Source organism: Thiomicrorhabdus sediminis, assembly GCF_005885815.1.
Lineage (GTDB): Bacteria > Pseudomonadota > Gammaproteobacteria > Thiomicrospirales > Thiomicrospiraceae > Thiomicrorhabdus > Thiomicrorhabdus sediminis.
In genome coordinates this window covers 652,352-670,087 of the sequence record NZ_CP040602.1, presented here as the reverse complement: position 1 = coordinate 670,087, position 17,736 = coordinate 652,352, and the positions used below count along the sequence as shown (strand labels likewise).

Genomic DNA, 17,736 nt, shown 5'->3' with positions numbered 1-17,736 from the left:
ATAAGACAGCGCTATGACTAAAGATTTACATACTCCCGATAATGAAACTCTGATCGAGTTTCCTTGTGATTTCAAACTGAAGGCTATGGGTCGCAAAAGCGATGACTTTATCGAGCTGGTATTTGATATCGCCTGTAAATACGCACCCAATACGCCAAAAGAAAACATTGAGATAGTGCCGTCTAAAGGGGAACGTTTTATTTCCGTCAACATCACCATCTATGCCACCTGTATCGAACAGATTCACGGCATCTACGGCGATTTGAAAAAACACCCCGAAGTACTCATGTCACTTTAAAGGTCACTCTGATTTACCTCGCCGGACAGTCCTACTTGCCCGGCGTCAGCCAGCTATCCATCATCGAGATACACCATGAGTCTGCAAATCAAACAACTCGGGCGTCAAGACTATCAAACCACTTGGCAAGCGATGCGCGATTACACCGATCAGCGCGATGATTCGAGCGATGACCAGATTTGGATAGTCGAGCATCCGCCGGTTTTGACCCAAGGCCTGAATGGCAAAGCCGAACACCTGCTACAGGCGCAACGGTTCCAACAACATAATATCGCCGTGGTACAGACCGATCGCGGTGGTCAAGTGACCTATCACGCTCCTGGACAATTGGTGCTTTATGTTTTGGTTGATTTAAAACGCCATAAATTGGGCGTGCGTGCTTTAGTCAGCGCAATGGAACAGAGCATCATCGATTATCTATCCGGCTTTGCCATTGAAGCCCAAGCACGAACCGATGCTCCTGGTGTTTATGTCAATGGTGATAAAATCGCCTCTTTAGGGCTGAAGATCCGCAAACACAAAAGTTATCACGGCTTGGCATTGAATTTGGATATGGATTTAACCCCGTTTGAATGGGTCAACCCATGCGGCCTGCAAGGCATGAAAATGACCCAGCTGAGCGATTTCACCGCTGCCGAAAAAATGCCGACACTCAACCAGGCCGGTGAGACCCTGGCAAACCTGCTTGCCAAGAGAATTATTCAGCCTACTCCCTAATCGCAGGCTAAATCCTTTATAATATGGCCATTCATTTTTAACGACCCGAGTGTGTGAGTTATGTCTAATCCCCCACAAATTCAAGAGATTGGCTTAGATTCGATTGGTAACCTTTCTTTGAAGGAAAAAAACCAATCGATGCCAAAGGGTCAATATAAAACCAAATCCCTTAAGCATCGTCCCGATCCCAATGCCGAAAAGCTGAAAAAGCCGCGTTGGATCAAAGCCAAATTGCCAAAAGCCAAAGATATCCATCGCGTTAAAGAATTGAAAAACATTATGCGCGAAAAAGGCCTGCACTCGGTTTGTGAGGAAGCCTCTTGCCCGAACCTGGGTGAATGCTTCGGTCACGGTACCGCGACCTTTATGATTATGGGTGACATCTGTACCCGTAAATGCCCGTTTTGCGATGTGACTCATGGCCGCCCTAAACCGCTCGATCAAAACGAGCCGCAACATCTGGCCGATACCGTCAAGGCGATGCGTTTGAAATATGTCGTCATCACTTCGGTTGACCGCGACGACCTCCGTGACGGTGGTGCTCAGCACTTTACCAATGTGGTCAGTGAGCTGCGCAAAGCCATGCCGGAACTGAAAGTGGAAACGCTGGTACCGGATTTTCGTGGCCGTTTAAGTGTTGCCTTGGAAACCATGAGCCAACAAGCCCCGGATGTGCTGAACCACAACCTGGAAACGGTACCTCGTCTCTATGAAGAAGCACGCCCGGGTGCGGATTATCAAGCCTCATTGGACTTACTGAAACGCTTTAAGGAAATGAATCCACAAGTGGTCACTAAATCCGGCCTGATGGTCGGCCTTGGCGAGACCATGGAAGAACTGCTTCAGGTAATGCGTGACCTGCGTGCCCACAATGTCGAGATGCTTACCGTCGGCCAATACCTGCAACCGAGCAGCTATCACCTTGGCGTGAAAAAATATTGGACACCGGATGAGTTCAAGCAGGTCGAAACCGCCGGTTATGAAATGGGCTTTACCAATGTCGCCGCAGGCCCGATGGTGCGCTCATCCTATCACGCCGATTTACAGGCTAAGGAAGTCTCCGACGAGATTGCCAATGCCATTGCCATAGATGCCTGATACCACAGGCTTTTAATGAGTAATTCTTATGTCAAATAACCTCGTACATCGTTTTTTATTTAAAGAACTCAATATCCGTGGTCAGCACATCCTGTTGAAAGATGCCTGGCAAGAGATGATTGCCGATCGCCATTACCCACCAGCCATTATCAAGCTGCTGGGTGAATTGACGGCAGTATCTGTATTGATGGCCAGCGGCATGAAACACAAAGGTCGTATTACCCTGCAAGTACAAGGTAAAGGCCCTATTTCGCTACTGGTGGTCGATGTCACTCATGATCTGAAAATCCGCGGGGTTGCCAAAACCAATCAGGAAATCACCGATCAAAGCACGATGGATGAACTGCTTGGCGATGGTCAAATTCTGATGACCCTGGAAAACACGCAAACCGATCATCATTTCCAGTCTTATGTTCCGCGTGAGGGCGACAGCGTTGCCGAAGCGTTTGAAACCTTCTTGAGCCAGTCTGAGCAACTGCCGTCAAAGATCTGGTTAGGTGCCGATGGCAATGGCATTGGCGGCGTGATGATTCAGAAAATGCCGGAAACCGACGGCCATGATGCCGACGGCTGGGACAGAGTGGTGCATTTGACCACGACCGTCAACACCGAGGAGTTGACCGGTTTACAGGTTGATGAGCTCTTGCACCGTCTATTCCACGAGGAGACTCTGGAGCTGTTTGAAGCACAAGAAGTCTGCTATGACTGCCCGAAGGATGAAGAACGCGTTAAAACCATGCTGCGCGGTTTAGGCGAAGCCGAGGTACGCAAGGTATTGGAAGAACAAGGTGAAATCGTTATCCACAATGAGATGTGTAATTTCCATATGCGCTTCAAAAAAGAAGATATTGATGCCTTGTTCGCAGAGCAGAGAGAAACCCTGCAATAACCCCCGTAATTAGTCCCGATACTGATTCAAGCCCGATATCAGCTGATAATCGGGCTTTTTTGTGGCTAAGGCAAAAAATTAGCTGAACTCAAAACAGCGCTGTAATTCATACTAAAAAATACTTGTCGGATAACACATTTAATTTTAATATCGTCTCTTACAAACCTTGTTACGAACATCGGTGATCGCCTTATCCACACTCAAACCCCATTGATTTTCGGGTTGAACTCAGGAGCCTTGTCATGCAATTTCGTTATCCAATCAAACCGTTTAAATATTTACTGGCTCTATTGTTTGTCACCAGTCTGGCAAATAATGCCTCGGCAGCCCCGCGTATCAGCGTTGAAAACGTCGGCTTTGCCACGCCGGAATCGGTTGAATACTATGCCGCCGAAGATGTCTATCTAGTGAATAATATCAATGGCAGCCCTTTTGCTAAGGACGATAACGGTTTTATCTCCAAAATGGCTCCTGATGGCAAGATCATTGACCTGAAATGGATTGATGGCGCCGATGCCGATATCGACCTGGATGCACCCAAAGGCATGAGTATTATCGACAATAAGCTTTATGTCGCCGACATTGATACGATCCGGGTATTTCAGCTACCGCAAGGCAAGCAGCTACCCTCGATTAAGGTGAGCGGCAGCAGTTTTTTGAATGGCGTCTCCGAAGGCGCTGGCAATGAGCTCTATGTAACCGATACCGGCATGGCTCCCGGTTTTAAGTCCTCCGGCACAGATGCCATCTATAAGGTCTCAGCCGACGGCAAGGTCGAAACGATTCTAAAAGACCCGAAAATGGGGCGTCCTAATGGCATTTTGTATGACAACGGCAATCTCTACGTGGTGTTTTTCAGCAGTGCCAAAATGATGAAAATCAGCGCCGACGGCACACAAAGCTTACTACCCGAACCCTTGGCGGCGCGTCTTGATGGTTTGGTCAAGTTGCCGGACGGCGGCATCGCCATGTCGAGCTGGGAAGGTTCCTCAATTGATATCTACCGCGACAATGATTATGAAACCTTTGCCGAGTTTCTAAATGCACCCGCCGATATGGGTGTCGATACAAAACGTAACCGCCTGCTGGTTCCACTATTTAACGAAAACAAGGTATTGGTTTTTGACCTGTAAAACCATCAAGGCCGATCGATAAAAAGTGTTTTAAGATTCGATCCACCGTGTCAATCAAGGAGATTTGCCATGAATATTTTCTTTGACAACCTATTGCAAAAAACCAAACAGTTCGCCAGCTACTCCCTGTTGGCGACCTTACCTTTGGCCGCTTCAATAGCAAAAGCCGATAAAATCACAATGGAAAATGTCGGTTTTGCCACGCCCGAGTCGGCCGAATACTTTGCCGCCGAAGATGTTTATCTAATCAATAACATTAACGGCAGCCCGTTCGCTAAGGACGATAACGGCTTTATCTCCAAGGTCAGTCCAGAGGGCAAAATCATTGAGCTGAAATGGATTGATGGCGCCCAGCCAGACATTGCACTCGATGCGCCTAAAGGCATGAGCATTATCGGCAATAAGCTTTATGTTGCGGATATAGATCAAATCAGAATATTCGATGTCACCACCGGCAAAGCGCTCAAATCGATTGAAGTCGAAGGCGCGAGCTTTTTAAATGGGGTAACAGCCGCGCAAGGGGATGCGGTTTATGTCTCCGATACCGGTTTAGCTCCCGGATTTACCGGTTCATTGACGGATGCAATCTATAAAATTGACGCTGATGGCAGTATCGAAACCTTAGTCAAAGACCCGAAAATGGGACGTCCAAACGGCGTGCTCTACGCCCATAATGTATTGCACGCGGTTTATTTTTCCGAAGCGAAAATGTCGCGCATCAATGCAGACGGTTCCACGCAAACCCTGCCAGCGCCCCCAGCGGCAAGACTGGATGGCTTTGTTGAATTAAACGATGGCGGCTTTGCCATCTCCAGTTGGCAAACCTCTTCGGTATACCGTTACCGCAAAGGTCGTTACAGCATGATTATCGAGGGCCTAACCTCTCCGGCGGACATGGGGATGGACAGTAAACGCAATCGTCTGTTGATTCCGCTCTTCAAGGAAAACAAGTTGGTGATCTTGCCTCTTGGCAATTAACCGCATTCTAAGCAGATCAAACCGTGGCGCCTTGTCACAGGCTCAATACCTTTAAATCCGGGGTTCGCTGTCTTTTCAGTGTGTCGCGAACCCAATTGAGGATTACCGCGGCAAACCGCAGCTTGGCAGATATTCTCCATTACCACAAATTGAATGTGCGCATCGACTCTTCAGGGCAACCGGCCACCAACCCGTTCGCACTGACTCGACAAGCCGGTTGTCACCGTCATCAAGCTCGTCTTCGAGGATTCGGTCAATGCCATTAAGAATAAAGCCGTTTTATGGGCGACGCCTGGCCTAGCTTACATTCATATTCCGGTGGAATTCGATCATTCCACGGCAGAGTATTTTGCTTTATTTGTCAGCGCTTTCGAGCAGAATTCCGAACAAAAATTTGGCTGCATTGTGCTGCCAAGATGCGCGCTTCGGCTTTTATTTACCGTTACCGATCGAAAATGATAAACACAGACCACCAACTGGCGCTTCAGGATTTGCAAAAAATCAGGCAACCTGTTTGGCGTTTGGAAGAGATTCACCAAGCTAGAAAACCGTTAGAGAATTGATTGGCGTTAGTGCGGTTTTTGAGCAATCACCTGTACCACACCGCTTAATCCTTGATGGTATTGGCCCTCACTCATTTCTCGTTCGGTTTCCAAGCCATGCAGTATTCGCAAACCGGCAAACTCTTGCTTCAACTGCTCAAGCGACATGAACATCTGCTTCTGCTCTGCCGGCGGTCCGCCGATTCCGGGTAGCTGGGTATGGCGCAAGGTGTAGGCTTCCAAAATCAATACACCGCCCGCTTTTAACGCCTTGACCACAGCTTTATGCATCTTCTCACGAATAGCGGGCGGCACCATTGCCGAAATCGCGACGACCCCGTCCCACTTGTTTTCGCCAAGATCATATTCGTTTAGATCAGCTGCAATCGTGTTCATCTGGGTCGACAAACGCTGACATAAACGTTGTGCTTTTGCCAAACCCACCTCAGATTGATCCACTGCAGTGACCTGATAACCTTTACTGGCAAGAAATGCCCCGTTACGCCCCTCACCTTCAGCCAAACAAAGCACCTTGCCCATTGGAAGGCGTGAGTAGTTTTGCGCCAGGAAACTATTCGGCTCCATACCATAGGCGAATTCTTCATGACTGTAACGTTGATCCCAAAACTCTTTCATAATGTCCCTTGGCTACCTTAATCTTCCTGCTTGCGGGTAAACACCCAATCGGTTTCCGATGATAAGTCGGCAGCAAAGGCATAACCTTCATAATCGAAATATTTCAGATCTTCGGCATTTTCCAACTTATGGTCGGCCGCATAACGCGCCATTAGGCCGCGCGCTTTTTTAGCATAAAAACTGATGATTTTATATTTACCGCCTTTCCAGTCTTTGAAGATCGGAGTGATCACACGACCGTTGATTTGCTTGGCTTTAACCGCTTTAAAATACTCGTTAGAAGCCAGATTTACCAAAGTATTCGAACCGGATTCGGCCAGTTGTTGATTGAGTAAGTCGGTGATTTGATTACCCCAGAACGCATAGAGGTCTTTGCCTTTGGCGTTGGCAAACTTGGTTCCCATTTCCAAACGGTAAGGCAACATATCATCGCAAGGTTTCAACAGACCATACAAACCCGAAAGAATGCGCAGATGGTTTTGCAGATAGACAACAGCGGCTTCATCTAAACTGTATGCATCAAGCCCTTGATAAACGTCGCCCTTGAATAACCAAGCAGCTTGCTTGGCCTTGTCATCGGTAAACGGCTGCTGCCAATCCTGAAAACGTTGATAGTTCAATTCCGCCAATTTATCGCTAATGTGCATTAACTGGCCGATCTCAACCGGACCAAGCGCCTGCAATTCATCAATCAGCTGTTGAGCCTGATCTAAAAATGCACACTGCGTATGTAAATCGGTTTGAACCTTGGATGTTTCATCCAACGCCTTGGCTGGCGATACCACCATTAACATGACAATTACCCTTCTACTGAAATAAACATGAGACCCATTATAAACTCAGTAGCGCAGCATAAATACCCTACTAAATGTATTGGTTATAAACACACCTGTTAGAAGGCATTAAATAATACTTATTTCTTCTTATTCCCTTACAGGAATATGATGATTGATACAGAACAAACTAGGGAACGCCCATGTCCTCAGAAAGTAAGCATTCCAATTTGGTGCTATTTGCCGTGTTGCTGCTACTCATCGGCTTAATGCTGTCGATATTTTATATCGACAAGAACCAGCGCGCCGAACGAAAAATGCAACAAGTTCATACCCTGATAGACAATATTCAACAGACAATCATCAATGATATCGCGCAATCCTTTTCCGATATTTTTTCCCTCAGTCAACAGCAGATACTGAAAACCTTTATTGCAGATCGATCTGAAAAAAACTTCGACAACCTGAATAATGAGTACAAAGTATTTTCGACTTATCACCCCGAATATATGCAGATTAGGGTGTTGGATTTGCAGGGTAAGGAAATCGTTCGGGTTGACCGCAAAAGCAATCGGCTTGAAATCATTGATAGCAAAGACCTGCAAGACAAATCTGAACGCTATTATTTCAAACAAGCACGCTTACTCAGACCTGGCCAAATCTACCAATCATCGTTGGATTTAAATATTGAAAACGGTGAGATTCAACAACCTTGGCAACCCACTTTACGTTTAATCACGCCGATAAGCGATCATAATCAAATCAACGCTTACCTGATTGTAAATATCAATGCGCAATATCTGCTCAATCGCATTGATGATTTGGTCAAACAAACCCAAACCAAGTTTTTCATCGTTAACAACGCCGGTTACTATCTTTATGCCAATCATCCTGTGAATTTATGGGGCTTTATGTTCAATCAAACAGAAGCCAGTCTGCAAGTCACAAAACCCGATATCTGGAATAAACTGATCAATCTGAAAACAGACCACAGTTTTTTCAAAAATGAACTTTTCTATGTATCCAGCAAAATCTGTGGTGCCGCTCAATGCAGCAATGACCCTCACGCCGCATTTTTGGCCAGCAATGCAAATGATTTACCTTGGTACATTGTCGGTTACCGCGACATCAATGAACTTTCCGCCAATAATTGGTGGCAAAACTACTGGCCGCATCTGATAGCCAGCCTACTTGGCATAATCGGCCTGTATATCTTTGCCACGGGTCGACGTTTACAACAATCATTGACCCATCTTTCACAACAACGCAAACAACTGCAAAGTTCCAATACGCGTTTTGAAAAACTGATTGACGCCATTCCCGAAGGCTTACTGGTTGTCGATAATCAAGGCATAATTGAAACCGTCAACAAAATGACCGAACAGATTTTTGGTCTCACCAGTGAACAGTTGCTCGGTCACCCGGTCGAAATACTGATGCCGGAAGATTTCAAGGAAAAACACGTCCATCATCGACATACATTCAACCAAAACCCAAAACGCATTCATGTCACCCGAAATGCCCCTTTCAGTTATCAGCACCCTGATGGCAGCACTCGACTATTTGAAGTCATTGTCGATCCAGCTAATTTCGATAATCAGATCAAAGCCATTACACTGGTTCATGATGTCACCCAACGCACGGCATTTGAATCGCAACTCAGACAATCACAAAAACTGGAAGCCATTGGCCAACTCAGTGGCGGTATCGCGCATGACTTTAATAACCTGTTAGGCATCATTCTGGTCAACCTTGAACTGATTGAATTGAGTGTAGACCCGGAAAGCAAAGCTTATAAGCAATTGGGCAAAGCCAAAAAAGCCTCTCTATCAGCCGCCGACTTGACCCAAAAGCTTCTTTCCATCTCCCGGAAAAAGGCACTCGCCAGTGAAAACGTTGAATTAGCTCCTTTATTGACCGACACGATCGATATGCTCAAACACAGCATTAAGCAGAAAATTCGCATTGAACTGCAAATTGCAGAGTCATTGCCGCAGGTCAATATAGACCCCAATGAATTGACTAATGCCTTGATTAATTTGGTGGTCAATGCCCGAGATGCAATGCCTGATGGCGGTCATATATTGATTACGTCGACCCCTGTATACCTCGATGAAACCTATGTCAAAAGCCAAACTGAAAAGTTGGCGGCTGGTGATTATGTGCTGATCGATATCACCGATAATGGTACCGGCATCGAAAAGCAATATATTGAAAAGGTTCTCGAACCGTTTTTCACCACCAAAGAAAAGGGCAAGGGAACCGGTTTGGGGTTAGCGATGATCTATGGCTTTATCAAACAGTCCAAAGGCCATATGCGCATCTATAGTGAAGTCAATAAAGGCACCAGCATTCACCTCTATCTACCGGTAAGTGATACCCGAGCCACTTCACAAAAACGCCAGCAGACTAGATTTGATCTGCCTGATGGTAAAGGTTTGAAAGTCTTGATTATTGATGACGAGGAAGATCTACGAGAAATTGCCGAAACCCTGCTGAGTAATTTAGGGTTTAGCTGTGATACAACCAAAAGTGCGGTAACTGCTTGGGAGATGATTCTCGACAACCATTATGATCTCATCATTTCCGACATTATTATGCCGGGCGAATTCGATGGTCTAGATTTGTACCATAAGGTGAAAGCCGAAATGCCGGAAATCAAATACGTTTTGACCAGCGGCTTCTCCGAACAAATGGTCAAGGAACGTGACCAACTCTTTAATCACGCGGTGTTTTTACGCAAACCTTACCAGATTCAGAGCTTTTATGAAGCTGTCCATCAAGCGCTTAACGACATTAACGAGGACTAGATGATGCAAATACGTGTACTTGTTATTGACGATGAACCGAAATATGGTGAACTGATTAGCGATATCGCCGAATTGCTCAATATCGGCTGCGCCTATATTGATAATGCCGAATATTTTGAAGAGGCATTGCAGCAAAACCCGGATATCGATTTACTGTTTCTCGATTTGAATATGCCTAATCGGGATGGCATTCAATTGCTCCGCACTCTAGCGGCACAAAGCTTTCAAGGTAAAATTGTCATTATGAGCGGTTTCGATGAAGGCGTGCTAAGTACCGCTTACGATTTGGCCGCCAGCCATGGCCTTAACCTCTTACCCAGTCTGCAAAAACCGTTTTTACTACGCGACATCAAGCACATCTTGCAAAACCATGTCCGCCAGCAAAGCCACGACCTGACACAGTCCTTTCTTGACGATAGCATTCAGACCGAAATGCCGCTGGACGAAGTAGTTTTCGCCTTAAGCAATGGTCATATCGAGCTACATTATCAACCCCAAATATGCCTGTCAAACAACAAAGTCACCGGCGTGGAAGTCCTTTGTCGTTTGCTTGATGGCGATCGAAAGCCGGTTTACCCCAACGGTTTTATCGATGTCATTGAAGCCAACGGCTTGAATGAACTCTTACTCGATTGCGTCATAACGCAGCTGATCAACGATATCCACACACACTTCAATACAGCCGATCCCTTTCTATACTGGTCAATCAATGTCTCGGCACTAGACCTGGACAATCTCGACCTGCCCGATACCCTTGCCAACCGCTTTCAGCAAGCGGACATCTCCCCTGACAACATCGTTATCGAGATCACCGAAAGCAGCGCGATCAAACACCTGCATACCGGCTTGGATATCTTGGCTCGCCTGCGTTTGAAACAATTTAAGTTATCGATTGATGACTTCGGTACCGGCACAGCAGTTTTGGAGAATATCAAGCGCATGCCGTTCACCGAGTTGAAAATCGATAAGACTTTTATCGAAAAGATCACCTCCGATAAACGCAGTGCTTCGTTGACCGCCGACACCATTCATATGGCCCAACATTTGAACATGAAGGTTGTTGCCGAAGGCATTGAAGATGCAAAGACTGCCAAAAAACTGATTGAAATGGGATGCGATATCGCACAAGGCTACTATTTTGCCAAACCGATGCCAGCCACAAAACTCATTGAGTATCTTGACAATAACCAAGAGCTAATCAATAAACGCATTGAGGAGTGCCATTGATCAGTTTGATTAATTTTCCAATGATTGGCATCCACCTAACAACAGACAAGCAATGAGCCAATACAAATCTTTAATTGGTATTTACAGAGTTTATCCGTAAAATCCGAGAAAGTTTTTTAACTGATGCTAATCGAGGATTTTTGATGTCTCCAGACCTGCTAACTAAAGTAATTCTACCCGCCGCGCTGTTTTTGATTATGTTCGGTTTGGGTTTGTCACTGCGTCTGCAAAATTTTAAGGATGTATTCAAGGCCCCTAAAGCCATGGCCATAGGTTTGACCGGGCAGATGATTTTATTGCCGATTGTGGCATTTATTATTGCTCTGGCATTCCAATTGCCGCCGGAAATCGCCGTGGGTCTGATGATTATCGCTTTGGCACCGGGTGGCGCGACCTCAAATATGTTTACCTACCTGAGTAAAGGCGATGTCTCTCTGTCCATCAGTTTAACTGCGGTTGTCAGTGTTATCACGCCGTTTACCATTCCGTTGATTGCCGCCTTGAGCATGGACTACTTTATGGGCAATGCCACGGAATTCAGTTTGCCAGTGTTGAAGACCATGGTTCAATTAATGGTCATTACCATTATTCCGGTCGCCTTGGGAATGTTTGTCTTATCCCGCTGGGAATCCGTTGCGAAAAAAATTGAAACCGTAATCAAATGGTTCTCGGTATTTTTCTTGGCGTTAATCGTATTGCTGATTGTCGCCAAGAATCGCGACAATATGCTCGACTTCTTCGCTCAGGCAGGGCTGGCAACCTTGGTATTGAATATCTCGGTACTGATGCTGGGGTATCAACTGGCCAAATTAAGCCGCCTGAATGGTGAGCAATCAATTGCGATAGGTTTTGAAGTCGGCCTACAAAACGGTACACTGGCTTTGTTTGTTGCCGGCACCTTGATTGGCAGTGAAGTGATGATGATTCCTGCAGTGACCTATTCGTTGATTATGTTTGTCACGGGCCTTTTATTTGGCTACTGGATCAATAAACGTGTTAATTCGATGCTGACAAAGCAAGCCTAAAATCCTTACCACAACATCTCAAACCAAGCCCTGCCGGATATTTTATCCAGCAGGGCTTTTTTATCGCCTGAACAGCCATCCATAAACCGATTCTTTTTCTGCTCCGGTATCAATGAGTTAGCTAAGAAAAACCTGTCTAAAGTGCAAATATATGCAAAAAAACAACGATTTTAAAAGGGATTATGAAATTCGCTTTTCTTACGAACAAATCTGTATATAATGAATTTCAAGGTTAGTACAAATATTTCTGTTTTCCGACTCGTGGTTTGATCGCAACGCGCCTGTTTTCATAAGTATTTTGTGCCAGTCTTCTTGATTTATCGTCTGATTATTCAGACATGTTTTACTTATGAAATTTAGGATTAGTTATGTCTACCACTACCGGCACTGTTAAATGGTTCAACGAAACAAAAGGCTTTGGATTTATCTCTCAAGAGTCTGGCCCAGATGTGTTTGCACACTTTAGTCAAATTGAAGGAACAGGCTTCAAAACTCTTGCAGAAGGTCAGAAAGTTCAGTTTTCGATTGCTGAAAGCCAGAAAGGGCCACAAGCGGAGAATATCGTCGTTATTGAAGGTTAATCCCGATAACGCACAAATTCTTAAAGGCCTGTCATTCAGGCCTTTTTCAGAAAAACTTCTTTTGAAATAGCGTCAGTTCAGCCAAGCTAATAATCTATGGCTGCGTATAACTGTGCAATTTCAATATCGGTTAGCTGACGATAACTACCCGGTGGCAAGGCATCGCTTGTCAGATGCATAATTTGTACCCGTTGGAGTCGTTCAACTTTATAACCGAGAGTTTGACACATACGTCTGATCTGGCGGTTTAACCCCTGCACCAGAGTAATGGCAAACTGCCGTTCGCCAATATATTCGACTTCGCAGGCCAATGTCGTCTGACCAAGAATCTCCACCCCCTGCGACATCTGCTCGATAAAGCCTGCTGTCACCGGCTTATCCACCCAAACATAATACTTCTTGGGCTGTTTATGCTCGGCACGCATGATTTTATTAACAATCTCACCTTGATTGCTTAATAACAACAAACCTTCGGAGGCTCTATCAAGTCGACCGACGGCAAAAACCCGCTCTGGGAAATTCAACGCCTGTTCTAAGTTATCCTTGACGCTAAGCTGATGAGTACACACCACGCCGACCGGTTTGTAATAAAGGATATATTGCGCTGCCGGGCGCTGTGAAATCAATTCACCCCCCACTTTCACCTCATCATTTTGCGCAATCAACATCCCCAGAGTAGCCGATTGGCCATTAACTTGAACCTGCTGTTGAACAATGAGACGATCGGCCTGTCGGCGCGAGCATACGCCCATTTCACTGAGCCATTTATTGATTCGTGTGCCGTCAGAAGTTGTCATCCAGGTAGAGGTAATCAAAGACTTTTAACGATTTGGACAAAGCAGGGCTTCAGTCGCCTGTAAACGTTCGAGAGTACCGATATCCGACCAAAGACCGGTTTGCAAGCTAGCGGTCAGGGACTGCTGTTGCATCGCCTGACGTAAAATCGGTGCCAGCGCAATAAAACTAACAGGCATATCAGCAAACAATTGCGGATGCAGGACACTTAAACCGGAAAAAGTATAATCACCCTGCTCAGAAACCGGTCCTTGAGCCCGCCCTTCTGGCAGCCCGAAATCCCCCTTGGCATTATGTTCAGGGCTAGGCACCAGATAAAGGTGACCCAGCTGTAAATCAGTGTTTTGGCCTTGCTCTTTAACAGCCAAGGTTTGTGCCTTGGCAATTAAATCGCTGAAGTCAAAATCACAATAGACATCACCGTTAATCAATACAAAAGGATTTTCGCCTAACAAAGGCAAGGCGTTGATAATACCACCGGCCGTTTCCAAACCGCCTTCTGGTTCGGCCGAATAAAGGATTTTCACCCCCCAGCGCGAGCCATCGCCCAAGGTTTGCTCGATCTGTTCACCCAACCAGGCATGATTAATAATAATTTCCTCAACGCCACTTCGAGCCAGCTTTTCAATATGGTATTCAATCAAGGGTTTACCACACAAAGGTACCAACGGTTTGGGCAGCGTATCGGTAATCGGTCGTAAACGGTTACCGCGGCCTGCGGCAAGGATCATCGCTTTAATCGGTGTTGCTGAATTCATAAATCGCTATGCCTGCTGCAGTAATGGGTGCGGTAACATGGTGTTTTCCACCAGTTTCACCAACCAGCTCAACTCTTTATATTGCGAACCGACCTCAACGATATACTGCAAGGTCTGCGGAATATCGTTCAAATAACCGTCTTTGCCGTCTCTGTGATATAGGCGCGCGAAAATACCGGCGGCCTTCAAATGACGCTGAATGCCCATCAAATCCATCGACTTAACAAAATCCTGCCAATCATGTTGCTGCAACATTCCGGCCTGAACCAACTCAAGAAAATAATAGCGTTGCCATTCTGTCACCTGTTCTTTAGGCCAGGCGATATAGCAGTCACGCAATAAAGACACCGCATCATAGGTTAAAGGGCCATAGACCGCATCCTGGAAATCGAGGATTCCCGGGTTATCCTGCTGACAAACCATCAGGTTACGGCTGTGATAATCACGATGGACATAGGTTTTCGGTTGCTGTAATGCCGATTGTGCCAATAGCGCTTTGGTTTGCTGCCAGTCGGCTTGCTGATTCTTAGCCAGAGGCGCTTGGAGATGCTCTGCCAATAGCCAATCGCTAAACAGGTTCATCTCATTATCCAATAAAACCGCATCATAAGGTGGTAACTGCGCAGCCACATTTTTTGCCTGCGACTGTAACTTCACCAATGCCTGCAGAGCCTGACGATAAAGCTCATCCGCACGGCTTTCATCACTATTATGCAGCGCGTTTAAATAGGTTATGGAACCCAAGTCACCTAATAACAGAAACCCCTTATGCAGATCTTTTGCCAAAACCTTAGGGACATTTAAGCCCATTTTATTGAGCTGTTCGGAGACCTTGATAAAAGGTTCACAATTTTCATGCTCAGGCGGCGCATCCATAATAATAAAGCTGCCGCAAGCGGATTTATCCGCGCCCTGTGACTCGACCCTAAAATAACGTCTGAAGCTGGCATCACTTGAAGCCGGCACCGGTTTGGACAATTCACATCCGTCAAAAAAGCTTAACTGTTGCAACCACTGCAACATCAACTCAAATCTTTCATCCATTCGTGTGATACTCGGTTAGAATAAGAACTTTACGAATAATTAATGATTATCTAGTAGATGTCAAACACAGAACCGAAAAATACCTTCTCAACTAGAGTATCTTCATACTCTGCGCTGAAAATGCACGTCACGCCCAGCCATAACGCCCATAAACCCTGTTTCGCTTTGAGCGAAAGCTTATTCAAAAAACCGCCCTTTTTTATCCATGCGTTATTGGTTGCGTCACTCGGTTCTTTGACTTTTACCAACAGTTCCTGGGCGCAATCCACACTTGACTGCCAACCGCAATTAATCAGCCCGCAACCGGCTATTCCGAGCAACGCTGACGCTCAAGGCCAACAGCAGCTTGAGGCGGATCAGCTATCGCAACCGAGCCAAGACCAATACCTGATGCAAGGCCAAGCGGTCATCAAACAGCCCGGCATGGTGATTAAAACCGATCAGGCTCTCTACAATAAATCGACCGAGCAGGCCAAGTTGTCGGGACATGTGGAAATACACCAGAATGATTTGATTATCAAAGCCGAAAAAGCCCTGCTCGACAACCAAAAACAACAGGCCCAACTGGATAACACCGAATATCAAATATTACCGAGCCGCGCCTATGGCGAGGCCAAATCCATCCAGAGCGATCAGAAAAACGAAGTCACCTCTCTGGATCAAGCCAGTTTGACAAGCTGCCCGCTGAATACAGATCAATCGAAAGACTGGGACTTCAAATTCGACAGTTTAGAGATCAATAATCAAAGCCGCCGCGTAGTCGGGCGCAATACCGTGCTCTATTTCAAAGGCGTGCCGATTTTCTATACACCTTATTTCGACTACCCGTTGGATGATCGCGCCAGCGGTCTATTGTTTCCCGAAACCGGTAGTTATAAATCGATTAACAGCACGCAATCGGAACAATACTTCAAGCAACCCTATTACTTTAATATCGCCGCTAATATGGACGATACGCTTAGCGTGATGCCGATGAGTAAACGTGGCCTAGTTGTCGATAATGAATTCCGTTTCTTACAGCAATCGAGTAATCCGCAAAATAGCCGACAAAACCAACAATTTGCCGGTAGCCTGCAACTCAGTGCGATTCAGGACAGCTATGACAACGAAGACCGCTGGCGTGCGCGATTCGATTCGCAGCAATTATGGGGTCACGGCTTTAGCAGCAGCATTGCCTGGGACAGTGTTTCCGATAAAAATTTCTATGCTGATATTCCGGTCGATAAAACTCTGAATACCGCAACCTTGAAACAGCGTCATGCTCAAATCAATTACCGCCAAGGCAATCTCTCTACCTATTTACAGGTACTCAACTACCTTGAACTGCAAAACAGCTCGGACAACTACGAGAAGCTGCCTGAATTCGGTCTGCTCTACTCCAAAAGCTGGCAACAAACCCGTCTTGATTTCAATGCCACCGCGACCCAGTTTGCTGTCAGCAGCAGTAACCATACTAAACCCGAGGCTTTGCGTATCCATTTGGCACCCCGTTTGACGCATCAGCTTCGCAAGCCTTACGGCAAGCTGACCACCACACTGGTGGCCAACCAGACTCAATATCAGATGGAGGATAACGGCAATAACCCGACTGGCAAAGAAACCTTGAACCGGTTTGTGCCGCAGTTTGCCCTGCGCGGTAATTTGATTTTCGATCGCGATCTAGAGCTTTTCGGCAAAAACTACAGCCAAACGCTGGAACCGGAACTGCAGTACCTGTACACCCCTTACGTCGATCAGAGCGATATCTCTTTGTTTGACAGCGCCGAACGCAGCTTGGACTTCAATAACCTGTTTGCCCTGAATCGTTTCAGCGGTTATGACCGGATTGCCGATAGCAACCAGCTAAGCCTGGCCATCAACAGCAAACTGTATGAGGTCAGCGGAGAACAGATCGCACAAATCGGTATCGGTCAGATTTATTATCTGCAAGACCGTAAAGTCGGATTAAACGGCAACAGCCTGCAAACCGATAAGGTATCGGATTACTTTGCTCATATCGGTGTGCAGAAACAGAACCTATCCGCCTCATCAACCATGCAGCTGGATAAGGATTCTCAATCGTTGCTGAGCAGCAACAGCCGTCTTAAATGGCAAAATGACAAACACACTGTACTGATCAACCACAGCCTGTATAACAAGACCCAGGCAGACGAAAGCGAGTTTTTATCCTTTGGCGGTTATACCCGTATAAATAATCGCTGGGATTTGGGCATTTACACCAGCTACGATATGAAAGACAATCGTCACAGCGCGAGCCAACTCGGAATTCGCTACGATTCCTGTTGCTGGGCGCTAGAAATGATTGCAGAACGCACACAATTGGAAAATGGTTTGTATAATGACGGCATCCAGTTCCAATTTGAATTGAAAGGATTGAGCTCAAGTCAATCTAAATTCAAACAAGACTTAACCAATAAACTTAACTTTTAATG

At 46.0% G+C, this 17,736-nt stretch carries 17 protein-coding genes; 12 read left to right on the top strand and 5 right to left on the bottom strand.

All coding sequences use genetic code 11. The annotated features are described in order from the left end of the window. Positions 1-13: 13 nt before the first annotated feature. From FE785_RS03035 to FE785_RS03005, 7 genes are all read left to right on the top strand, one after another. Positions 14-298, top strand: a complete 285-nt coding sequence (locus FE785_RS03035) for a YbeD family protein (protein WP_138564285.1) — start codon at positions 14-16, stop codon at positions 296-298. Between the two features lie 75 nt (positions 299-373). After that, the gene (gene lipB, locus FE785_RS03030) at positions 374-1,015 is read left to right on the top strand and encodes a lipoyl(octanoyl) transferase LipB (protein WP_138564283.1); all 642 of its coding nucleotides are present in this window, start codon (positions 374-376) and stop codon (positions 1,013-1,015) included. Positions 1,016-1,075: 60 nt separating this feature from the next. After that, positions 1,076-2,113 carry a lipoyl synthase gene (lipA, locus tag FE785_RS03025; protein ID WP_138564281.1) on the top strand — a complete coding sequence of 346 codons (1,038 nt, stop codon included), beginning with the start codon at positions 1,076-1,078 and terminating at the stop codon, positions 2,111-2,113. Positions 2,114-2,141: 28 nt separating this feature from the next. Beyond that, positions 2,142-3,002: an Hsp33 family molecular chaperone HslO gene (gene hslO, locus FE785_RS03020; RefSeq protein WP_138564279.1), complete on the top strand. Its 861-nt coding sequence runs from the start codon at positions 2,142-2,144 to the stop codon at positions 3,000-3,002. A 242-nt stretch (positions 3,003-3,244) separates the two neighbouring features. Then, positions 3,245-4,135, top strand: coding sequence for an NHL repeat-containing protein (locus FE785_RS03015; protein ID WP_138564277.1), 891 nt, complete (start codon positions 3,245-3,247; stop codon positions 4,133-4,135). A gap of 69 nt (positions 4,136-4,204) precedes the next feature. Further along, positions 4,205-5,113 carry a hypothetical protein gene (locus FE785_RS03010; protein ID WP_138564275.1) on the top strand — a complete coding sequence of 303 codons (909 nt, stop codon included), beginning with the start codon at positions 4,205-4,207 and terminating at the stop codon, positions 5,111-5,113. A gap of 23 nt (positions 5,114-5,136) precedes the next feature. Continuing rightward, positions 5,137-5,379: a hypothetical protein gene (locus FE785_RS03005; protein ID WP_168188899.1), complete on the top strand. Its 243-nt coding sequence runs from the start codon at positions 5,137-5,139 to the stop codon at positions 5,377-5,379. Positions 5,380-5,682: 303 nt separating this feature from the next. Here FE785_RS03005 and FE785_RS03000 read toward each other — a convergent pair whose 3' ends face one another. Both FE785_RS03000 and yaaA read right to left on the bottom strand, forming a co-directional pair. Next, positions 5,683-6,291 (bottom strand): class I SAM-dependent methyltransferase, encoded by a 609-nt coding sequence (locus tag FE785_RS03000; protein ID WP_138564271.1) that lies wholly within the window; start codon positions 6,289-6,291, stop codon positions 5,683-5,685. Between the two features lie 17 nt (positions 6,292-6,308). After that, on the bottom strand, positions 6,309-7,085 hold the full coding sequence (yaaA, locus tag FE785_RS02995; protein WP_138564269.1) for a peroxide stress protein YaaA: 777 nt from the start codon (positions 7,083-7,085) through the stop codon (positions 6,309-6,311). A gap of 182 nt (positions 7,086-7,267) precedes the next feature. On the opposite strand from yaaA, the gene FE785_RS02990 reads away from it, so the two are divergent. The 4 genes from FE785_RS02990 to FE785_RS02975 all read left to right on the top strand — a co-directional run bounded on the left by FE785_RS02990 (position 7,268) and on the right by FE785_RS02975 (position 12,707). Continuing rightward, entirely contained in the window at positions 7,268-9,874 is a 2,607-nt protein-coding gene (locus tag FE785_RS02990; RefSeq protein ID WP_138564267.1) for an ATP-binding protein, read from the top strand. Next, complete coding sequence (locus FE785_RS02985; RefSeq protein WP_138564265.1) at positions 9,875-11,101, top strand: EAL domain-containing response regulator; 1,227 nt, start codon at positions 9,875-9,877, stop codon at positions 11,099-11,101. A 143-nt stretch (positions 11,102-11,244) separates the two neighbouring features. After that, positions 11,245-12,126 (top strand): bile acid:sodium symporter family protein, encoded by an 882-nt coding sequence (locus tag FE785_RS02980; RefSeq protein ID WP_138564263.1) that lies wholly within the window; start codon positions 11,245-11,247, stop codon positions 12,124-12,126. 368 nt (positions 12,127-12,494) lie between these two features. Next, on the top strand, positions 12,495-12,707 hold the full coding sequence (locus FE785_RS02975; protein WP_138564261.1) for a cold-shock protein: 213 nt from the start codon (positions 12,495-12,497) through the stop codon (positions 12,705-12,707). Between the two features lie 86 nt (positions 12,708-12,793). On the opposite strand, the gene FE785_RS02970 is transcribed toward FE785_RS02975, so the two are convergent. Genes FE785_RS02970 through FE785_RS02960 form a run of 3 tightly spaced genes read right to left on the bottom strand, consistent with a single transcriptional unit; the run spans position 12,794 to position 15,304 of the window. Next, positions 12,794-13,522 carry a pseudouridine synthase gene (locus tag FE785_RS02970; protein WP_202978319.1) on the bottom strand — a complete coding sequence of 243 codons (729 nt, stop codon included), beginning with the start codon at positions 13,520-13,522 and terminating at the stop codon, positions 12,794-12,796. A 6-nt stretch (positions 13,523-13,528) separates the two neighbouring features. After that, on the bottom strand, positions 13,529-14,260 hold the full coding sequence (gene murU / locus FE785_RS02965; RefSeq protein ID WP_238696324.1) for an N-acetylmuramate alpha-1-phosphate uridylyltransferase MurU: 732 nt from the start codon (positions 14,258-14,260) through the stop codon (positions 13,529-13,531). Between the two features lie 6 nt (positions 14,261-14,266). Next, on the bottom strand, positions 14,267-15,304 hold the full coding sequence (locus FE785_RS02960; RefSeq protein ID WP_138564259.1) for an aminoglycoside phosphotransferase family protein: 1,038 nt from the start codon (positions 15,302-15,304) through the stop codon (positions 14,267-14,269). 57 nt (positions 15,305-15,361) lie between these two features. On the opposite strand from FE785_RS02960, the gene FE785_RS02955 reads away from it, so the two are divergent. After that, positions 15,362-17,734, top strand: coding sequence for an LPS-assembly protein LptD (locus tag FE785_RS02955; protein WP_138564257.1), 2,373 nt, complete (start codon positions 15,362-15,364; stop codon positions 17,732-17,734). The last annotated feature ends 2 nt before the right edge of the window (positions 17,735-17,736 follow it).

Excerpts from the sequence above, each read along its gene's own strand:
- yaaA (WP_138564269.1), bottom strand. The coding sequence starts at position 7,085 with ATGTTAATGGTGGTATCGCCAGCCAAGGCGTTGGATGAAACATCCAAG.
- FE785_RS02960 (WP_138564259.1), bottom strand. The coding sequence starts at position 15,304 with ATGGATGAAAGATTTGAGTTGATGTTGCAGTGGTTGCAACAGTTAAGC.
- FE785_RS03035 (WP_138564285.1), top strand. The coding sequence starts at position 14 with ATGACTAAAGATTTACATACTCCCGATAATGAAACTCTGATCGAGTTT.
- FE785_RS02980 (WP_138564263.1), top strand. The coding sequence starts at position 11,245 with ATGTCTCCAGACCTGCTAACTAAAGTAATTCTACCCGCCGCGCTGTTT.
- lipA (WP_138564281.1), top strand. The coding sequence starts at position 1,076 with ATGTCTAATCCCCCACAAATTCAAGAGATTGGCTTAGATTCGATTGGT.
- hslO (WP_138564279.1), top strand. The coding sequence starts at position 2,142 with ATGTCAAATAACCTCGTACATCGTTTTTTATTTAAAGAACTCAATATC.
- FE785_RS02990 (WP_138564267.1), top strand. The coding sequence starts at position 7,268 with ATGTCCTCAGAAAGTAAGCATTCCAATTTGGTGCTATTTGCCGTGTTG.
- FE785_RS02975 (WP_138564261.1), top strand. The coding sequence starts at position 12,495 with ATGTCTACCACTACCGGCACTGTTAAATGGTTCAACGAAACAAAAGGC.
- FE785_RS03010 (WP_138564275.1), top strand. The coding sequence starts at position 4,205 with ATGAATATTTTCTTTGACAACCTATTGCAAAAAACCAAACAGTTCGCC.
- FE785_RS03000 (WP_138564271.1), bottom strand. The coding sequence starts at position 6,291 with ATGAAAGAGTTTTGGGATCAACGTTACAGTCATGAAGAATTCGCCTAT.
- murU (WP_238696324.1), bottom strand. The coding sequence starts at position 14,260 with ATGAATTCAGCAACACCGATTAAAGCGATGATCCTTGCCGCAGGCCGC.
- FE785_RS03015 (WP_138564277.1), top strand. The coding sequence starts at position 3,245 with ATGCAATTTCGTTATCCAATCAAACCGTTTAAATATTTACTGGCTCTA.
- FE785_RS02985 (WP_138564265.1), top strand. The coding sequence starts at position 9,875 with ATGATGCAAATACGTGTACTTGTTATTGACGATGAACCGAAATATGGT.
- FE785_RS02955 (WP_138564257.1), top strand. The coding sequence starts at position 15,362 with ATGTCAAACACAGAACCGAAAAATACCTTCTCAACTAGAGTATCTTCA.
- lipB (WP_138564283.1), top strand. The coding sequence starts at position 374 with ATGAGTCTGCAAATCAAACAACTCGGGCGTCAAGACTATCAAACCACT.